This window comes from Deinococcus actinosclerus, from assembly GCF_001507665.1.
Taxonomy (GTDB): domain Bacteria; phylum Deinococcota; class Deinococci; order Deinococcales; family Deinococcaceae; genus Deinococcus; species Deinococcus actinosclerus.
The window spans coordinates 557,501-574,814 of record NZ_CP013910.1; the positions used below are offsets into that span (position 1 = coordinate 557,501).

Annotated in this window: 17 protein-coding genes (1 of these 17 only partly in view); 10 read left to right on the forward strand and 7 right to left on the reverse strand. The window is 69.7% G+C overall.

All coding sequences use genetic code 11. The features are described from left to right. From folP to AUC44_RS02690, 4 genes are all read left to right on the forward strand, one after another. Nucleotides 1-148 carry the final stretch of a dihydropteroate synthase gene (folP, locus tag AUC44_RS02675; protein WP_231724505.1) on the forward strand. 713 nt of this gene lie to the left of the window's left edge, so only the last 148 of its 861 coding nucleotides appear in the window; the start codon falls outside the window, past its left edge; it ends in the stop codon at nt 146-148. Nucleotides 149-171: 23 nt separating this feature from the next. Further along, nucleotides 172-555: a dihydroneopterin aldolase gene (folB, locus tag AUC44_RS02680; RefSeq protein ID WP_062157280.1), complete on the forward strand. Its 384-nt coding sequence runs from the start codon at nt 172-174 to the stop codon at nt 553-555. Beyond that, nucleotides 552-1,067, forward strand: a complete 516-nt coding sequence (gene folK / locus AUC44_RS02685; RefSeq protein WP_231724506.1) for a 2-amino-4-hydroxy-6-hydroxymethyldihydropteridine diphosphokinase — start codon at nt 552-554, stop codon at nt 1,065-1,067. Before folB ends, folK begins: the two co-directional genes overlap by 4 nt. A 93-nt stretch (nt 1,068-1,160) precedes the next feature. Next, nucleotides 1,161-1,655: a hypothetical protein gene (locus tag AUC44_RS02690; RefSeq protein ID WP_231724507.1), complete on the forward strand. Its 495-nt coding sequence runs from the start codon at nt 1,161-1,163 to the stop codon at nt 1,653-1,655. A gap of 55 nt (nt 1,656-1,710) precedes the next feature. On the opposite strand, the gene AUC44_RS02695 is transcribed toward AUC44_RS02690, so the two are convergent. The 4 genes from AUC44_RS02695 to AUC44_RS02710 all read right to left on the reverse strand — a co-directional run bounded on the left by AUC44_RS02695 (nt 1,711) and on the right by AUC44_RS02710 (nt 3,628). After that, complete coding sequence (locus tag AUC44_RS02695; protein ID WP_046844117.1) at nt 1,711-2,025, reverse strand: hypothetical protein; 315 nt, start codon at nt 2,023-2,025, stop codon at nt 1,711-1,713. Between the two features lie 152 nt (nt 2,026-2,177). Beyond that, entirely contained in the window at nt 2,178-2,519 is a 342-nt protein-coding gene (locus tag AUC44_RS02700; RefSeq protein WP_062157282.1) for a YraN family protein, read from the reverse strand. Nucleotides 2,520-2,532: 13 nt separating this feature from the next. Next, the gene (locus AUC44_RS02705; RefSeq protein WP_197408593.1) at nt 2,533-3,156 is read right to left on the reverse strand and encodes an HAD family hydrolase; all 624 of its coding nucleotides are present in this window, start codon (nt 3,154-3,156) and stop codon (nt 2,533-2,535) included. Nucleotides 3,157-3,211: 55 nt separating this feature from the next. Beyond that, entirely contained in the window at nt 3,212-3,628 is a 417-nt protein-coding gene (locus AUC44_RS02710) for a putative dsRNA-binding protein (protein WP_062157284.1), read from the reverse strand. Between the two features lie 30 nt (nt 3,629-3,658). Here AUC44_RS02710 and AUC44_RS02715 point away from each other — a divergent pair, with 30 nt between their 5' ends. Together AUC44_RS02715 and AUC44_RS02720 are read left to right on the forward strand one after the other, a co-directional pair. After that, nucleotides 3,659-4,135 (forward strand): hypothetical protein, encoded by a 477-nt coding sequence (locus tag AUC44_RS02715; protein WP_062157285.1) that lies wholly within the window; start codon nt 3,659-3,661, stop codon nt 4,133-4,135. 128 nt (nt 4,136-4,263) lie between these two features. Next, complete coding sequence (locus AUC44_RS02720) at nt 4,264-5,505, forward strand: uracil-xanthine permease family protein (protein WP_157445143.1); 1,242 nt, start codon at nt 4,264-4,266, stop codon at nt 5,503-5,505. Nucleotides 5,506-5,577: 72 nt separating this feature from the next. Here AUC44_RS02720 and AUC44_RS17350 read toward each other — a convergent pair whose 3' ends face one another. Together AUC44_RS17350 and uvrB are read right to left on the reverse strand one after the other, a co-directional pair. Next, on the reverse strand, nt 5,578-6,045 hold the full coding sequence (locus tag AUC44_RS17350) for a DpnI domain-containing protein (protein WP_082688919.1): 468 nt from the start codon (nt 6,043-6,045) through the stop codon (nt 5,578-5,580). A 10-nt stretch (nt 6,046-6,055) separates the two neighbouring features. Then, nucleotides 6,056-8,071, reverse strand: a complete 2,016-nt coding sequence (gene uvrB, locus AUC44_RS02725) for an excinuclease ABC subunit UvrB (RefSeq protein ID WP_062157286.1) — start codon at nt 8,069-8,071, stop codon at nt 6,056-6,058. A gap of 209 nt (nt 8,072-8,280) precedes the next feature. On the opposite strand from uvrB, the gene AUC44_RS02730 reads away from it, so the two are divergent. From AUC44_RS02730 to AUC44_RS02740, 3 genes are read left to right on the forward strand one after another with little or no spacing between them, the layout of a single operon-like run. Beyond that, on the forward strand, nt 8,281-10,788 hold the full coding sequence (locus tag AUC44_RS02730; RefSeq protein ID WP_062157287.1) for a polynucleotide kinase-phosphatase: 2,508 nt from the start codon (nt 8,281-8,283) through the stop codon (nt 10,786-10,788). A 46-nt stretch (nt 10,789-10,834) separates the two neighbouring features. Next, entirely contained in the window at nt 10,835-12,226 is a 1,392-nt protein-coding gene (locus AUC44_RS02735; protein WP_062157288.1) for a 3' terminal RNA ribose 2'-O-methyltransferase Hen1, read from the forward strand. Nucleotides 12,227-12,244: 18 nt separating this feature from the next. Beyond that, nucleotides 12,245-13,468, forward strand: a complete 1,224-nt coding sequence (locus AUC44_RS02740; protein WP_062157289.1) for a TCR/Tet family MFS transporter — start codon at nt 12,245-12,247, stop codon at nt 13,466-13,468. 3 nt (nt 13,469-13,471) lie between these two features. Here AUC44_RS02740 and AUC44_RS02745 read toward each other — a convergent pair whose 3' ends face one another. Beyond that, nucleotides 13,472-14,371 (reverse strand): LysR substrate-binding domain-containing protein, encoded by a 900-nt coding sequence (locus AUC44_RS02745; protein WP_062159642.1) that lies wholly within the window; start codon nt 14,369-14,371, stop codon nt 13,472-13,474. Between the two features lie 164 nt (nt 14,372-14,535). Here AUC44_RS02745 and aceE point away from each other — a divergent pair, with 164 nt between their 5' ends. Next, the gene (gene aceE, locus AUC44_RS02750; protein ID WP_062159643.1) at nt 14,536-17,226 is read left to right on the forward strand and encodes a pyruvate dehydrogenase (acetyl-transferring), homodimeric type; all 2,691 of its coding nucleotides are present in this window, start codon (nt 14,536-14,538) and stop codon (nt 17,224-17,226) included. The last annotated feature ends 88 nt before the right edge of the window (nt 17,227-17,314 follow it).

Consider the following 17,314-nt stretch of genomic DNA (forward strand, 5'->3'; position numbering starts at 1 on the left):
CGGTGTCCCCGACGCGGCCGACCGAGACCCGGGCACGCTGGCCCTGCACCTGCACGCGGCCCGCTGCGGGGCCGCCATCGTGCGCGCCCACGCCGCCGCCGCACACGTGCAGGCGCTGCGGGTGCAGACGGCACTGAACCGGGCCTGACCCGCACCCACTACACTCGGGGGATGACGACCCCCACCCCCCCGCACAGCCGCGTCGTCCTGCAGGGCCTGGAATTCCACGCCCGCCACGGCGTGTTCGACACCGAGGCCGTCCTGGGCGCGCGCTTCGTGGTGGACGCCGAACTGCACTACCCCTTCTCTGGCCTGAAAGACGATCTGGACGAGGCCGTGAACTACGCGGCCGTGTACGCGGCCATCCAGGAGGAGGTCACGGTGCCCCGCCACCAGCTCATCGAGGTGCTGGCAGGGCACGTGGCGCGGCGCATCCTGCGCGACCAGCCCAGGGTGACCCACGTCACCGTGCGCGTGCACAAACCCTTCGCGCCGCTGCCCGGCGTGTTCCGCGACGTGTACGCCGAACTGACCCTGGGACGGGCCGACCTGTGAGCGCCCCGCTGACCGCCGCGTTCATCGCGCTGGGCGCCAACCTGGGCGACCCCTTGACCACCCTGCGCTGGGCCGTGACCGAACTGCGCAGCCTGGGTCAGGTGAAGGCCCTGTCACGCCTGTACCGCACCGTGCCCGTCGGCGGGCCGGCCGGACAGCCCGAGTACCTGAACGCCGCCACCTGCCTGCACACCCCCCTGAGCGCCCCGGACCTGCTGGCGGGGCTGCACGACATCGAGGCCCGCGCCGGGCGCACCCGCACCGAACGCTGGGAGGCGCGCACCCTCGACCTCGACCTGATCCTGTACGGCCAGCTCACCAGCGACGCGCCGGAGCTGCTGCTGCCCCACCCGCGCGCGTGGGACCGGGCGTTCGTGCTGGCCCCCCTGAGCGACCTGCACCCGCACCTGATGCACCCCACGACCGGCGAGACGGTCAGCGCCGCCCTGGCCCGCACCGACCGCCAGGGCGTGGAGGCCCACTTCGACGACTGGTACAACGACTGGCACTGACGCCCGCAGGCCCCCGGGTTCCCCGGCCGGTAACCACACTGCGGGGTGCCCGCCAATCGCGGGAGCGCGCGGGGCGCTATGCTGAGCGGTGACATGAGCAAGCACACCACATCCACCAGCCACGGAGGCGCTGGCCGCGCGCTGCTGTGGGTTGCCATCCTGCTGACCGTGGCCCTCCTGGGCTTCGTGACCGCCACCGCCGTGCGCAACAACCCCATCAACAGTGACCGGGTCGCCAACGGCGTCAGCAAGTACCACTTCATCGAGGAATGCAAGGAACTCGCGCACGACAGCGAGCAGCTCACGGTGGGCGCGATGGGCCAGACCATCCCCCTGAAGACGCTGGTCGAGCAGAGCAGCCCCCTGAAAGCCGGCGACGAGATCCACGCCAGCCTGGAGGCCACCTCCGCCGAGATCGTCAGGGCCACCCAGACCGTCGAGGGCGGCGGCTGGACGCTCACCGCGCCGGCCACCATCGCCGTGCATAACGGCGCGAACGTGAAGACCCTGGGTCAGCTGCCCATGGCCTGCACGCACGACAAGAAGACCGGCAAGACCACCGCGACCCTGCAACTCCCCGGTCAGTAAGACGAGGTGAGCGAAGGGCCCCGGCGGATGCACCCGCCGGGGCCTCCTCCTGTACTCAGAGCACGACGTCGAGGCCGCTCAGGCATTCCTCGGCAATCGCGCGGGCCAGCGGATCGCGGGTGCTGCGGGCGTAGCTGACGCCCAGTTGCAGGTGCCGCTGCCCGTCCGGGCCGCCGAGCAGTTCCAGCGTCTGGAAGAACGCCAGGTGCGTGTGCGCCAGCAGCACGTCCCGCGTCCGCTCGGGCGGCAGGACGCTCAGCAGGTCCAGCGCCTCGCGGTACAGGCGCAGCGCCCGCGCCTGGTCGCCCTCCACGGCACTCTCCCGCCCCAGTTGCAGGGCGCGGGCGGCCGACAGGTAATCACTGCGCATGCCGGGAATTCTACCGTGCGGGCAGCGCAGGACGGCTCATACGGATTCCGTCTGTTTCGGTGGCAACTCGGAACAACGCCGGGTTGCCAACTCCACGCCCGGAGGGGCGTTGCTCTCCCACTCGCGCTGCTGCGCAGCTTTCAGAGTCCGTATCACTCGACCGCGTGCAGGCTCAGCGTGCCACCCCCGGCGCTGCCGTCGATGGTCAGCACCTCCAGGCGGCACGGCAGGTCGTCGCGGCCCAGTTCGCGCGTCAGGTAGGTCAGCGCGGCGCGCTGCATCAGCGCCAGCTTGCGCGGCGTGACGGATTCCGCCGCGCTGCCGAAGCGCGCCGAGCGGCGCTGGCGGACCTCCGTGAACACCAGCGTCCCGCCCGGCTCGCGTGAGATCACGTCGATCTCCCCGCCGGGAATCCGGTAGTTGCGGGCCAGGACCACCCGCCCCAGGCCGGTCAGGAACGCGGCGGCGCGGTCCTCGGCCTGCGCGCCCTTCACGCCGCGTGCCCGCTCAGGCCAGCCACGCCGCCCAGCCCGTGAAGTCCGGGACGGCCAGCGCCGCGCCCGCCGCCAGCAGCGCCGACTCCGGCGCGGTGGTCGTCAGGGCCACCACCCGGCAGCCCGCGCCGGCCGCGCTGCGCACGCCGTTCACGGCGTCCTCGTGCGCGAGGCAGTCGGCGGCATTCAGGCCCAGCCGCTGCGCACCCAGCAGGAATGGCTCCGGGTGAGGTTTGCCGCGCGTGACGTCCTCGCCCAGCACCCGCGTCGCGAAGCGCGGCCCGAAGCCCAGCTGGTCCATCCCGAACGCCACGTTCACCGCGTCGGCGCTCGTGACCAGCGAGAAGGGAATCCCGCGCCCGTCGAGCGCGTCCAGGTAGGCGCTCAGGCCCACCACCTCGCGCAGCGCGCCCTCCGCCAGAGAGCGGTAGCGGCCCTCCTTCGCCTCGTGAAAGCGGGCAGCCAGCGCCTCGTCCGGGTACGCGCCGGTCAGGCGCTCGATGATCTCCGGGTTGCGGCCCCCGTCCACCTTGTGATCCAGGTCGTCCTCAGAGAGCTTCAGGCCCAGCACCTCCAGCGCCACCTCCTGCCACGCCTGCCGGTGAAAGGCGTTGTTGGCGGTCAGGACGCCGTCCATGTCGAACAGCACCCCGGCGGGCCGCCACGGCCATGCACCGCTCACAGGGCCGCCCTCACAGCGGGTCTGGCCCGTGCCCGAGATCAAGCAGCAACTCGCGGTACAGGCGGCCCGCGTCGCGGCGCACGTCGTCCAGCGTGGCGTCCTCCTCGGCGAACTCCGTGGCGGTCTCCAGCGCGGCCTCCAGCACCCCGGCGTAGATCGGCCAGCGACCAGTGGGCGCCTCGTCGAGCACCTCCTCGGTGTCCGCCATCGGTTCGCCGTCCAGCACGCGCAGCGCCGAATCCGCCGCCGCCCGCTCGGCGTCCTTGCGGCTGCGGCCCGAGCCGCCCTCGCCCAGCGCCTCCCCGCCGATCCGCACCGTCACGTGGAACGTCCGCTGGTGGGGCGGACCGTCGGACGACACCTCGAATTCCGGCGCGCCCAGGCCCAGGCTCAGGGCGCGCGCGATCAGGTCACCTTTCGCGTTCATGCACCCCAGCCTACCCGCTACGCTGAAGTCATGCGCCTCCCGACCCTCCTGCTGCCCCTGCTGCTCGGCGCGGCCCTCGCCGCCCCGACCCCCACGTCCGTCCAGCCGGGGCAGACCTGGACGCTGAGCGCCACCACCTTCGACGGCGAGGTGCTCAGCACGGCCCTGCGCCTCACTGCTGCGCCTCCCGCCCCCGCTGCGCCCGGCACCTACCGCGCCGACCGGGGCAGCCTGCTGCTCGATGCGACCGCCGACACGCTGATCGCCCTGGACCTGAAAGACGCCCGCGAGGGCGGCCTGGGTCTCGCCTGCGCGCTGCGCCTGAGCACCCTGGGCCAGCCCGGCGCGACCGGCGTGCTCGCCAGCGGCCCCCTGACCGACCTGCCCGCCGCGCTGGAACGCGCGCTGGCCGTCCTGGCGGTGACCCGCACCCCGCAGGAGCAGGCAGAGGCCGCCCGCGAACTGCGGCTGGGGGAGTGCACCCTCACACTGACCCCCGCGCCCTGACCCCCTCATCGCTGACCCCCTGCCCAGCCGCAGGGGAGTGGGTGCGCTACCCTGAACCCCCGGAGCAACGCCGCCCCCACCCGCCCACGTGTGCGGGTGCCGACCCATGCCCTCCGGAGGCCCCCGCCGTGACCCTGAACCCCACCCGCCCCAGCGCCCGCCAGATCGTGCTGGGCCTGCAACACTCGATCGCCATGTTCGGCGCGACCGTCCTGGTCCCCATCCTGGTCGGCCTGTCCCCCAGCGTCGCGCTGTTCGGCGCGGGCGTCGCCACGCTGCTGTTCCACCTGCTCACGCGCGGACAGGTCCCGATCTTCCTGGGCAGTTCCTTCGCGTTCATCGCGCCCACCGCGCTGGTCGTCAAGGAATTCGGCCCTGCCGCCGCCGGGGGCGGCCTGATCGCCGCCGGGGCCATGTACCTGCTGTTCAGCGGCCTCGTGAAACTCCTCGGCGTAGGTCGCCTGCTGCGGGTGTTCCCGCCCGTCGTGACCGGCCCCGTCATCATCGTGATCGGCCTGGGCCTCAGCAGCGTCGCCGTGAACCAGGCCAAGACGAACTGGTGGCTGGCCCTCGTCACGCTGGCCGCCGCCGTCATCGCCAGCATCTACGGGAAGGGCCTGTTCCGCATGATCCCCATCCTGGTCGGCGTCGTCACCGGGTACGTCGTGTCCCTGCTGACCGGGCAGGTGACCCAGGACGGCCTGAACGCCATCGCCGCCGCGCCCCTGCTGGGCCTCCCGGATTTCCACGCGCCCACCCTGGACTGGCGGGCCGTGGCGATCATCGCGCCCGTCGCGGTCGTCACGTTCATCGAACACGTCGGGGACGTCATCGTGAATGGCCGCGTCGTCGGGAAGAACTTCCTCGAGAAGCCCGGCCTGAGCCGCACCCTCCTCGCCGACGGCCTGGCGAACATGAGCAGCGCCGCGCTCGGCGGACCCGCCGCCACCACCTACGCCGAGAACACCGGGGTCCTCGCCCTCACCCGCGTGTACGACCCGCGCGTCCTCCAGATCGGCGCCGTGTTCGCCATCCTGTTCGGCTGCTCCCCGAAACTCGCCGCGGTGCTCAAGAGCCTCCCGCAGGGCGTGCTGGGCGGCGTGAGCATCCTGCTGTTCGGCATGATCGCCTCGGTCGGCATCCGCACCCTGAGTGAGGCGCGGATCGACTTCGCGCACAGCCGCAACCTCATCATCGTGTCCCTGATCCTCGTGCTGGGCCTGGGCGGCGCCGCGTTCCCCATCAGCGTCGCGGGTACCAGCCTCGAACTGCACGGCATGGCCCTCGCCGCGCTCGTCGGCATCGTCGCGAACCTGATCCTGCCCGCGCAGACACCCGAGACGGACGAACCCGAACGCACCCTGCACTAAGAGTTCCAGACGAGAGCGGGCCACATCAGATCGGAGAGTGGCCCGCTTTAATTTTGAGAGGATTGGAAAGAGTTAGTGGATTAGAGGAAAGATCATGGTGCCAGGAATGCTGCTGAGATCCAACATGCAGCCCTGCCAGCCTGCACGTCTGGCATTCGGCCCAAGAGGTTTACGCGGCAGGATGTGGTGTTCGCTGATGTGATCTTTCCTATAGTGAATAACCTCATTGACCGTCAGATCACGCTGAAATCTCAACACCAGAAGGTCGGGCGCGTCCTCTGAGAGATGCGTCTTGAGTGTGGTCCTGTATTCCGCCCCGATCAGCTTGCTCTTCGACTTCCCCCGGTAGGACTTGAGTTGAAATCGCTGCGTACAGCCAACACAGCTGAAATCGGCTCCTCGAGCGTTGTTGGACAGTGGCGTTAGGGTGCCCTGACATCTGGGACAGGGGATGTGGGAGCCAACCCAGTGCTCTGTCATGACGCGTGCGCGCTGACTTTCACTCCTGTACTCCGTAACAAGCTGATCATTGAGCTGCATGGACTCCACTCTAGCGGCGGCCCTTGCGGCGCACTTTCTGCCCGGGCACGGTGGCCTGCTGGAATTCCTTGCCCTGCAACTTGGCCTCGATGGCGCGGATCTGGTCGCGCAGGCTGGCGGCGCGTTCGAAGTCCAGGTCCTCGGACGCCTGCCACATGTCGAGTTCCAGATCGGTGAGCTGCGCGGAGAGGGCGTCGCGGTCGTCGCCGACGGTGGCGGAGCTGATCTCGTCGGGTTGCTCCTCGCCGCGGATGACGTCGCGCACGCCCTTGATGACGGTGGTGGGGGTGATGCCGTGGGTCTCGTTGTACGCCATCTGTTTCTCGCGGCGCCGCTGCGTCTCGTCTATGGCGAACTGCATGGCGGGCGTGACCGTGTCGGCGTACAGGATCACCTCGCCGTTCACGTTGCGGGCGGCGCGGCCGATGGTCTGGATCAGCGCGCGCTCGCTGCGCAGGAAGCCGGGCTTGTCCGCGTCGAGGATGGCGACCAGCGAGACTTCCGGGAGGTCGAGGCCCTCGCGCAGCAGGTTGATGCCGACCAGCACGTCGTAGTGGCCCAGCCGCAGGTCACGGATGATGACCTGACGCTCCACGGAGTCGATGTCGCTGTGCATGTAGCGCGCCTTCACGCCCTTCTCCAGTAGGTACTCGGTGAGGTCCTCGGACATCCGCTTCGTGAGGGTCGTGACGAGCGTCCGTTCGCCCTTCGCGCTGCGTTCCCGGACGCGGCCCAGCAGATCCTCGATCTGTCCCTGGATGGGCCGGATGCCCACGGGGGGGTCGATCAGGCCGGTCGGGCGGATGATCTGATCGGCCACCGCGTCGCTGTTCTCCCGTTCAAAGGGGCCGGGCGTGGCGGAGACGAACACGAGCTGCCCGGTCTTGCTCATGAACTCGTCGAAGTTGAGCGGGCGGTTGTCCATCGCGCTGGGCAGGCGGAAGCCGTAGTCCACCAGCGTCTGCTTTCTGGCGCGGTCGCCGTTCGCCATCCCGCCGATCTGCGGGACCGTCACGTGCGACTCGTCGATGAACGTCACGAAGTCGTCCGGGAAGTAATCCAGCATGGTGTACGGCGTGTGCCCCGCCGCGCGCCCGTCGATGTGCCTCGAGTAGTTCTCGATGCCCGAGCAGTACCCCAGCACCTTCAGCATCTCCAGGTCGTACAGGGTGCGTTCCTTCAGGCGCTGCGCTTCCAGCAGTTTCCCGGTCGACCTGAAGTACTCCAGTCGCTCGTCGAGTTCCTGCTGGATGGTCACGATGGCCCGCTCGATGTTCCCCGCGCTGGAGACGTAATGCTTGGCGGGGTACACCACGGTCGCGTCCAGATCCGCCAGCCGGTCCCCGGTCAGCGGGTGCACCACGCTGATGCGCTCCACGTCGTCGCCCCACAGCTCAATCCGCAGCGGCTGCTCGTCGTACGCGGGCCACACCGTGACCACCTCGCCCTTCACCGCGAAGCGGCCCGGCATGAGCTCAATGTCGTTGCGCTCGTACTGCATGTTCACCAGCCGCCCCAGCAGCTCGTCACGCGGCATCTGCCCGCCCTTCTTCAGGACCGCGTTCAGCGCCGTGTACTCCTTCGGGTCGCCCAGGCCGTAGATGCAGCTGACGCTGGCGACCACGATCGTGTCCCGCCGCGTCAGCAGGCTGCGCGTCGTGGAGTGCCGCAGCCGCTCGATCTCCTGATTGATGCTGGCGTCCTTCTCGATGAACAGGTCCTTCCCGGGCACGTACGCCTCGGGCTGGTAGTAGTCGTAGTAGCTGATGAAGAACTCCACCGCCGCGTCCGGGAAGAACTCCCGGAACTCGGATGCCAGCTGCGCCGTCAGGATCTTGTTGGGCGCCATGATCAGCGCCGGGCGCTGGGTCTCCTCGATGACCTTCGCCATGGAATACGTCTTGCCGGTGCCGGTCGCGCCGAGCAGCGTCTGGAAGCGCAGGCCGGAATCCAGGCCGTCCACCAGGGAGCGGATGGCGGTGGGTTGATCCCCGGAGGGCTGGAACGCGGACGTGACCTTGAGCATGGAACCTCCAGAAGCAGGTGGGGGAGAGTGGAGTGGGCGCAGCCCGAACGAATCTCCGTATTTTACGCCCCGGACGTAAGTGCACGGTAAGCCGGATGACTCATCCGAACTTGAGGTACGGGTCCGCCCGGCAGGTCATTTGACGCAGGTCCACCCCGGACGCGGCCGATAGAGTGAATGCTGGTGCCCCGCACCGGAAAGAAGGCCCCATGACCCAGATCCCCCTGCCTGAACTCGCCCTGGTCGCGCTGATCGGCGCGTCATCCTCCGGCAAAACGACTTTCGCTGCACGTCATTTCGGTGCTTACGAGGTGCTGAGCAGTGACCATTTCCGTGCGCTTGTCAGCGGCAGTGAACACACGCTGGACGCCAACGAGGCCGCGTTCAGCAGTCTCTATCACGTGGCGGCGCGGCGTCTGGAACGTGGTCTGCTGACGGTGGTGGACGCGACCTCTGTCCGCGCGGAGGATCGCCGCCGTCTCGTGGAACTCGCGCGCGCACATGACGTGCTGCCCGTGGCGATCGTGCTGGACCTGCCGCGCAGCGTGCTGGACGCCCGGCACGAGGCGCGCCCGGACCGGCCCTTCAGTGGCGCCGTGATCGGCCGTCAGCAGACCGATCTGCGCCGCAGCCTGCGCGGCCTGAGCCGCGAGGGGTTCCGGCACGTCTGGACCCTGCGGTCGGTGGATGACGTGGAGACTGCCCAGGTCACGCGCGTGCCGCTGTACTCGAACCGCCGTGACCTGCGCGGCCCGTTCGATTTCATCGGGGACGTACACGGCTGCCTGACCGAACTGCGCGACCTGCTCACCGATCTGGGCTACGCACTGGACGGAGATCAGGTCACGCCTCCGGAAGGCCGCACGGCCGTGTTCGTGGGCGATCTGGTGGACCGGGGACCGGACAGCGCGGGCGTCCTGCGACTGGTAATGAACATGGTCGCCAGCGGCGCGGCCCTGTGCGTGCCCGGCAACCACGAAGAAAAACTGAAGCGGGCGCTGGAGGGCAAGCAGGTGCAGGCCCTGCATGGCCTGGACGGCACCCTGGCGCAGATCGGGGCGGCAGGGCCCAACTTCCGTCAGGACGTCCGGCGGTTCCTGGGCAGCCTGATCAGTCACCTCGTGCTGGACGACGGACGGGTGGTCGTGGCGCACGCGGGTCTGCCCGAACGGTACCAGGGGCGCAGCAGTGGGCGGGTCCGCAGCTTCGCGCTGTACGGGGATGTGGACGGCAGCACCGACGAACTGGGCCTACCGGTCCGCCGCGACTGGGCCGCGACGTACAAGGGGGCCGCCCACGTGGTGTACGGCCACACGCCGGTCGGGCAGGCGCGGTGGGTCAACCGCACCATCGACCTGGACACCGGCTGCGTGTTCGGCGGTCAGCTGACCGCCCTGCGATACCCGGAGATGGAGCTCCGCAGCGTCCCGGCACGCGCCCAGTACGCCGTGCCTGCCCGGCCGCTGGATGCCGCGCCGGCGCCGGACCCGGCCGCCGCCGCGCCTTTCGATCTGGCCGAGTTCCTGAAGCCGGGGCGGATCGAAACCCGTTCGGTGGGTGGCGTGATGCTGCGGGCCGGCGAGCGCGCCGCGGCGGTCGAGACCTTCAGCCGGTACGGTGTGGACCCCCGCTGGTGCCTGTACCTGCCGCCCACCATGAGTCCGGTCGAGACGAGCGCCCGCCCGGACTATCTGGAGCATCCGGACGAGGCCTTCGCGTACTTCCGCGCGCAGGGCGCGGCGCAGGTCGTGTGCGAGGAAAAGCACATGGGCAGCCGGGCCCTACTGGTGCTCACGCGGGACGAGGCCGCCGCCCGCCGCTTCGGCGCAGTTGGGCAGGGCAGCGTCTACACCCGCACGGGCCGCCCGTTCTTCCGGCCAGAGTGGGAGGCGGACGTCCTGACCCGCGCCCGTGAGGCCGCCACCCGCGCGGGCCTGTGGGACACGCTGGACACCGACTGGCTGCTGCTGGACGCCGAGATCCTGCCCTGGAGCCTGAAGGCCGAGGAGCTCATCAGGGGACAGTACGCCGCTGTAGGGGCCGCCGGGAACGCGGCGCTCCCGGCCGCTGCGGCGGCCCTTCAGGCGGCTCAGGCGCGCGGCGTGACGGTGGGGGAGTGGCTGACGCGCACGCAGGAGCGCGCCGCGGACCTGCACCGCTACCGCGACGCATACCGTGCGTACGTGAGGCGCGTGACCGGCCCTCAGGACGTGCAGATCCGCCCCTTCCACCTGCTCGCCTCCCAGGGGCGCGTGCATGACGACCGGGACCACCTGTGGCACCTGACGACGCTGGGGCTCCTGGCGGACGCCGATCCGGTCCTCTTCGGGCGGACCGCGCACCGCGTCGTGACCCTCGGCACTCCTGACGAGGCGCAGGCCACGGCGTGGTGGGACACTCTGACCGCCGCAGGCGGCGAGGGCATGGTTGTCAAACCCTTGGACTTCCTCCCGGCCGGGCGGCGGGGACAGCCCGCCGTGAAGGTCCGGGGGCGTGAGTACCTGCGGATCATCTACGGCCCGGAGTACACCCGCCCCGAACACCTGACCCGCCTGAAGGCCCGCGCTCTGAACGCCAAGCGCGCCCGCGCCACCCGCGAATTCCACCTGGGCCTGGAGGGCCTGCACCGCTTCGCGGAGGGCGCCGCAGGCCGTGTGCACGAGTGCGTGCTGGGCGTCCTGGCGCTGGAAAGCGATCCGATTGATGTGCGGCTGTGATGACTTTGCCTGTCACTCCGTTCTCCTGCGGCCTGGAGGGCCAGCCATGCTCCTGACCATCACCACCACTCACAGCCCGGCCACTGACCTGGGCTTCGTACTCATGAAACACCCGGACCGCACCCTGGAACGGCCCCTGCCGTTCGGGAAGTCCCTGGTGTTCTACCCTGAGGCCACCCCGGAGCGCACCACCGCCGCGCTGCTCGTTGAGGTGGACCCGGTCGCGCTGTCCCGTGCCCCCGCGGGCGGCGAGGCCGGCACGCTCGAACCCTACGTGAACGACCGCCCCTACGCGTCCGGGAGCTTCCTGTCGGTGGCGCTGCGCGACGCGTTCGGCACCGCCATGACCGGCCAGAGCCGTGATCGCCCTGAACTGGCTGCTGCGCCCCTGCCCCTCATCCTGACCCTGCCGTGCGTGGCCGCGCGTGCGCAGACAGACCTGCCAGAGCGGCTGTTCGGCCCATTGGGGTACGAGGTCGGGGTGCAGGCCATTCCCCTGGACGCCCTGTACCCCGAGTGGGGCGAGCGGCCGTACGTCACACTGACGCTGCGCGGCACGGTGCGGGTCGCGGACGCCCTGCGGCACCTGTACGTGCTGCTGCCCGTTCTGGACGGCAAGAAGCACTACTACGTCGGTGAGGCCGAGGTGGACAAGCTGCTCCGGCACGGGCAGGACTGGCTGGACACCCACCCGGAACGGGACCTGATCGCGGCGCGGTACCTGCGGTTCCGGGGACTGGTGGCGCAGGCTCAGGCCCGACTGACTGACCAGCAGACCGACCCGCAGGACGCTTCCGACGCTGAGTCCTCAACGGACACGCCGGTCATCCTGCCGCCCCGCGTGCACGACGCACGACTGGACGCCGTGGCGGCACTGCTGGAACAGACCGGAGCGCGGCGCGTGCTGGACCTCGGCTGCGGCGAGGGCAAACTCCTGCGCCGCCTGCTGCGCTCGCCGCAGTTCCGCGAACTGGTCGGGGTGGACCTCAGCGCCCGCAACCTGGAGATCGCCGCCGAGCGTCTGAAACTGGATGAACGCCCCGAACTGCGGGACCGCGTGACGCTTCTGCACGGCAGTCTCGCCTACCCGGACTCCCGCCTCAGGGGCTTTGACGCGGCAGCCCTGGTCGAGGTGATCGAGCACCTGGAACCGCACCGCCTGACCGCCCTGACCGACAATGTGCTGGGGCACGCGCGCCCCGGCACGCTGATCGTCACCACGCCCAACCGCGAGTACAACGCCACCTTCGAGGAAGCTCGCGCCCTGCGGCACGCGGACCACCGCTTCGAATGGACCCGCGCCGAGTTCCAGGCCTGGGCTCAGGCGGCCGCCGAGCAGTACGGGTACACCGTGACCTTCCAGGACCTGGGCGACGTGCACCCCGAGTACGGGCCCATCACGCAGCTGGCCCTGTTCCGGCAGTCTCCGGTCGCCTGAGCCCCTACACTGCCCGTCATGCGCGCTCGCCCTGCCGCCCTGATCTTCATCCTGCTGACCGCCCTGATCGACATCGTGGGGATCGGGCTGATCGTTCCGGTGCTGCCGGGACTGGTGAAGGAACTGGCCGGGTCGGAGGTGGCGGGCGCACGCACGATCGGCTGGCTGACGGCCGCGTACGCGGTGATGCAGTTCGTGTTCGCGCCGATCCTGGGCCGCCTGAGTGACCGGTACGGGCGGCGGCCGGTGCTGCTGCTGTCCCTGACGGGCCTGGGCCTGGATTACCTGCTGCTGGCGTTCGCACCGAACCTGTGGTGGCTGCTCGCGGGGCGCGTCCTGGCCGGGATCACCGGGGCGAGCCTGACGGTCGCGAATGCGTACATCGCGGACGTCACGCCGCCCGAGACCCGCGCGAAGAACTTCGGGCTGCTGGGCGCGACCTTCGGAGTGGGCTTCATTCTGGGGCCCGCGTTGGGCGGTCTGCTGGGCGAGTACGGGCTGCGCGTGCCGTTCCTGGTCGCGGCGGGCCTGACCGGCCTGAACGTCCTGTACGGTCTGTTCGTGCTGCCCGAGTCACTGCCGCCCTCGGCCCGCACCCGTGACCTGCGCCGGGGCGACCTGAACCCCCTCAAGCCCCTGGCGGCGCTGGCGCAGTACCCGATCCTGCGCAGCCTGACGCTGACGTTCGTGCTGCTGGGCCTGGCGGGGCAGGTGATCTTCAGTACGTGGGTGCTGTACACCGAACGCGTCCTGTCCTGGAGTCCGTCGCAGAACGGCGTGGCGCTGGCGTTCTTTGGGGTGTTGACCGCCGCCGTGCAGGGCGGCCTGATCGGGCCGTTCATCGCGCGGTTCGGCGAGCGGCGCACCATCATGACCGGTCTGGTCAGCAGCGTCCTGGAATTCCTGGTGCTCAGCGTGGCCCGCAGCGGCCCGCTACTGTACGCGTCCCTGGTGGTGGGCGCGCTGGGCGGCCTCGCGAACCCCGCCATCCAGGGCCTGATCTCCCGTCAGGTCGGGGAGACCGAGCAGGGCCGCGTGCAGGGCGCCATCACCAGCCTGAACAGCCTCGTGGGCGTGGTGGGCCCCATCGTGGCGACCAGCGTGTACGCCGCCGGGTCGGGCGCGGGCTTTCCCGGCGCGGCCTTCCTGATGGGCGCGGTGCTGTCCGTGATCGGCACTGTCGTGCTCCTGGGGGTGCTGCGGGGCCTGCCGGACACGGGGCGGTCGGTGGGGCCCGTCTGAGGGTCAGGTGCGGTCGGGTTCGGCGCGCAGCACTTCTTCCGCGACGGTCAGGAACGCGCGGATGATGGGGTTGCGGCCGTCACCGCGCCGCCACACGGCCACGATGTCCACGGTGGGGGCGTCCTCGATGGGGCGGTAGGCGACGCCGGGCAGCGACAGGCGGCTGAAGAACTCGATGGGCAGGAACACGCCGACGCCCGCCGCGACCAGGGACAGCAGGGTGGGCACCTCGATGGCCTCCTGCACGACGTGGGGGGTAAATCCAGCGCCGGCGCACCAGCGCATGACCTGATCGAAGTACGTGGCGCGGATCTGCCGGGGGAAGAACACGAAGGGCTCGGCCCGCAGGTCGCTGATCTTCAGCCGGCGTTTGCGGGCCAGGGGGTGCGCGGCGGGCAGCGCGGCCACCAGCGGCTGGCGCCACAGGGCGCGCGAGTCGAGGCTGGGGTCGCGCACGGGCAGCAGCATCAGGCCGATGCCCACCTGCCCGCCGCGCAGCGCGGCCTCCTGCTCCTGCGCGGTGAGTTCGCGCAGGTCCACGCTGACGTTCGGGTACAGCTCCCGGAAGCGCCGCACGATCTCCGGCAGGCCGCCGAAGGCGAGGCCGCTGACGAAGCCCACGCTCAGGCGGCCCACCTCGCCCCGCGCGGCGCGGCGGGCGCGCTCGACGGTCTGTCCGGCCAGGGCGAGCGTCTCGCGCGCGCCAATCAGGAATTCCTGCCCGGCGGGGGTGAGCTGCACGCGGCGGGTGGTGCGCAGCACCAGCGGCACGCCCACCTCCTCTTCCAGGTTGCGGATGGAGTTGCTGAGGGCCTGCTGGACGACGAACACGCGTTCGGCGGCCCGCCCGAAGTGTTCCTCCTCGGCCAGGGCCACGAAGTGCCGCAGGTGACGCAGTTCGATCGACATGCCTGATCGGCAGCGTAGCGCGCGCCACCCACCAGTGACAGTGGTGAATCCCATGAGAATTCCCTGTTGGAAGTGTGGGACCGGCGGGGCCTATGCTGGGCAGCATGACGCAGTCTCCCAAGAACACGGCCCCGCCGAACCGGCCCGCGCGCGCCGGCATGAACGCGCAGGAACGCCAGCAGCTCAACGCGGTCGAGACGCAGGAGTGGCTGGACTCGCTGGCGTACGTGTTCGCGGACGCCGGGGACAACCGCGCGGCGGAACTGCTCGAGGAACTCGACCACTACGCGTACTTCCACGGCGCGCCGATCACGTTCAAGCAGAACACCCCCTACATCAACACCATCGACGTCGACCAGCAGCCCGAGTACCCCGGTGACGCTGAGATCGAACGCAAGATCCGCAACATCATCCGCTGGAACGCCGTCGCCATGGTCATCAAGGCGAACAAGAACAGCGACGGGATCGGCGGGCACCTCAGCACCTACGCCAGCGCCGCCGAGCTGCTGGAGGTGGGCTTCAACCACTTCTTCCGCGGCCACGGCGCCGGGCAGGACCGCGACCTGATCTTCTACCAGGGCCACGCCAGCCCCGGCGTGTACGCCCGCTCCTTCCTGGAGGGCCGCTTCGACGAGGCCCGCATGAACCGCTTCCGCCGCGAACTCCAGCCCGAAGGCGCGGGCCTCTCAAGCTACCCGCACCCCTGGCTGATGCCCGACTACTGGGAGTTCCCGACCGTCAGCATGGGCCTGGGCCCCATCCAGGCGATCTACCAGGCGCGCTTTATCAAGTACCTCGAAAACCGCAGCCTGAAACCCAAGGGAGACGCGAAGGTCTGGGCGTTCCTCGGGGACGGCGAGATGGACGAGCCGCAGAGCATCGGCGCGATCAGATTTGCCGCGTACGAGAACCTCGACAACCTGATCTTCGTGCTGAACGCCAACCTCCAGCGCCTCGACGGCCCGGTGCGCGCCAACAGCAAGGTCATCCAGGAGTTCGAGGCGCTGTTCCGCGGCGCGGGCTGGAACGTCATCAAGGTCATCTGGGACAGCAAGTGGGACGAACTGCTTTCCAGGGACTACAACGGCCACATCGTCAAGCGCTTTGAGCTGCTCGTGGACGGCGAGTCGCAGCGCTACGCGGCGTTCGGCGGGAAGGAACTGCGCGAGAAGTTCTTCAACACCCCCGAACTCAAGGCCCTGATCGAGGGCTGGAGCGACGCGGACCTGGAACTCCTGAACCGCGGCGGGCACGACATCAACAAGATCTACGCCGCGTACGCCTCGGCCGTGAAGCACCAGGGCAGCCCCACCATCATCATCCCGCGGACCATCAAGGGTTACGGCCTGGGCGAGAGCGCGCAGGCCCGCAACGTCGCCCACCAGGTGAAGAAGCTCGACTTCCACAGCCTCAAGGACCTGCGCGACACGCTGGAACTCCCCCTGACCGACGAGCAGGTCGAGCACCTCGAGTACTACCACCCCGGTCCCGACAGCCCCGAGGTGAAGTACGCCCTGGAACGCCGCGCGGCCCTCGGCGGGCCGATTCCCGCCCGCCGGGTCGAGTACCCGCACCCCACCATCCCGAACGGCGAGTTCTACGAGGAGTTCGCCAAGGGCAGCGGCGAACGCCAGGTGAGCACCACCATGGCCGCCGTGCAGATCATCAGCAAACTCCTGCGCGACAAGGAGATCGGCAAGCTGGTCGTGCCCATCGTCCCCGACGAGGCCCGCACCTTCGGCATGGACGCCCTGGTGCCCCGCATCGGCATCTACTCCCCGCGCGGCCAGACCTACACCCCGGTCGACAGCGGCTCGCTGATGGCCTACAAGGAAAGCGTGGACGGCCAGATGCTCGAAGAGGGCATCACCGAGGACGGCGCCATGGCTTCCTGGATCGCGGCGGGCACCGCTTACGCCAACCACGGCGTGCCGACCATCCCGTTCTTCGTGCTGTACTCCATGTTCGGCATGCAGCGCGTCGGTGACCTCGTGTGGGCCGCCGCCGACCAGCGCGCCCGCGGCTTCATCCTCGGCGCGACCGCCGGCCGCACCACCCTGGCCGGCGAGGGCCTCCAGCACCAGGACGGCAACAGCCACCTCCAGGCGTACGTCGTCCCGAACCTCAAGACCTACGACCCGGCCTTCGCGTACGAACTGGCCGTGATCATCGAGAGCGGCATCCAGCGCATGTACGTGGACGGCATCGACGAGTTCTACTACGTCACCATCGACAACGAGAACGAGGTCCAGCCCGCCATGCCGGCCGACGGCCGCAGCCACGAGGAGATCCGCGAGGGCATCGTCCGCGGCCTCTACCGCCTACAGAGAAGCGCCATGAAGAAACCCAAGCTCCAGGCGCAGATCCTCGCCGGGGGCCCCGCCATGGGCGCCGCGCAGGAAGCCGTCACCATGCTGGAGAAGTACGGCGTGGCCGCCGACCTGTGGAGCGTCACGAGCTACAAGGAACTCCACCAGGACGCCCTGCTCGCCCAGCGCCACAACATGCTCCACCCCACCGCCGAACCCCGCGTGCCTTACGTCGCGCAGCAGCTGAGCCGCGAGAACGCCCCCGGCGTCCTGATCTCGGTCAGCGACTACATCAAGCTCGGCGCGGACGGCCTGAACGGCCACCTCGACCGCAAACTCTGGACGCTCGGCACCGACGGCTTCGGCCGCAGCGAGGCGCGAGCGGAACTCCGCGACTTCTTCGAAGTGGACGCCAAGCACGTCGTCCTCGCCACCCTCTACGCCCTCCAGCGCGACGGCAAGCTCAAGGGTGAGGTCGTCGCCCAGGCCATTGCCGACCTAGGCATCGACACGGAACGCGACGCTCCTGTACTGCGCTGACGCGCAGCGTCCAAGGGTCTGAGGGTCTAAGGGTCAACCAACCTCACCTCTTAGACCCTTAGACACTCAGACTCTTCACCCCTCTCCG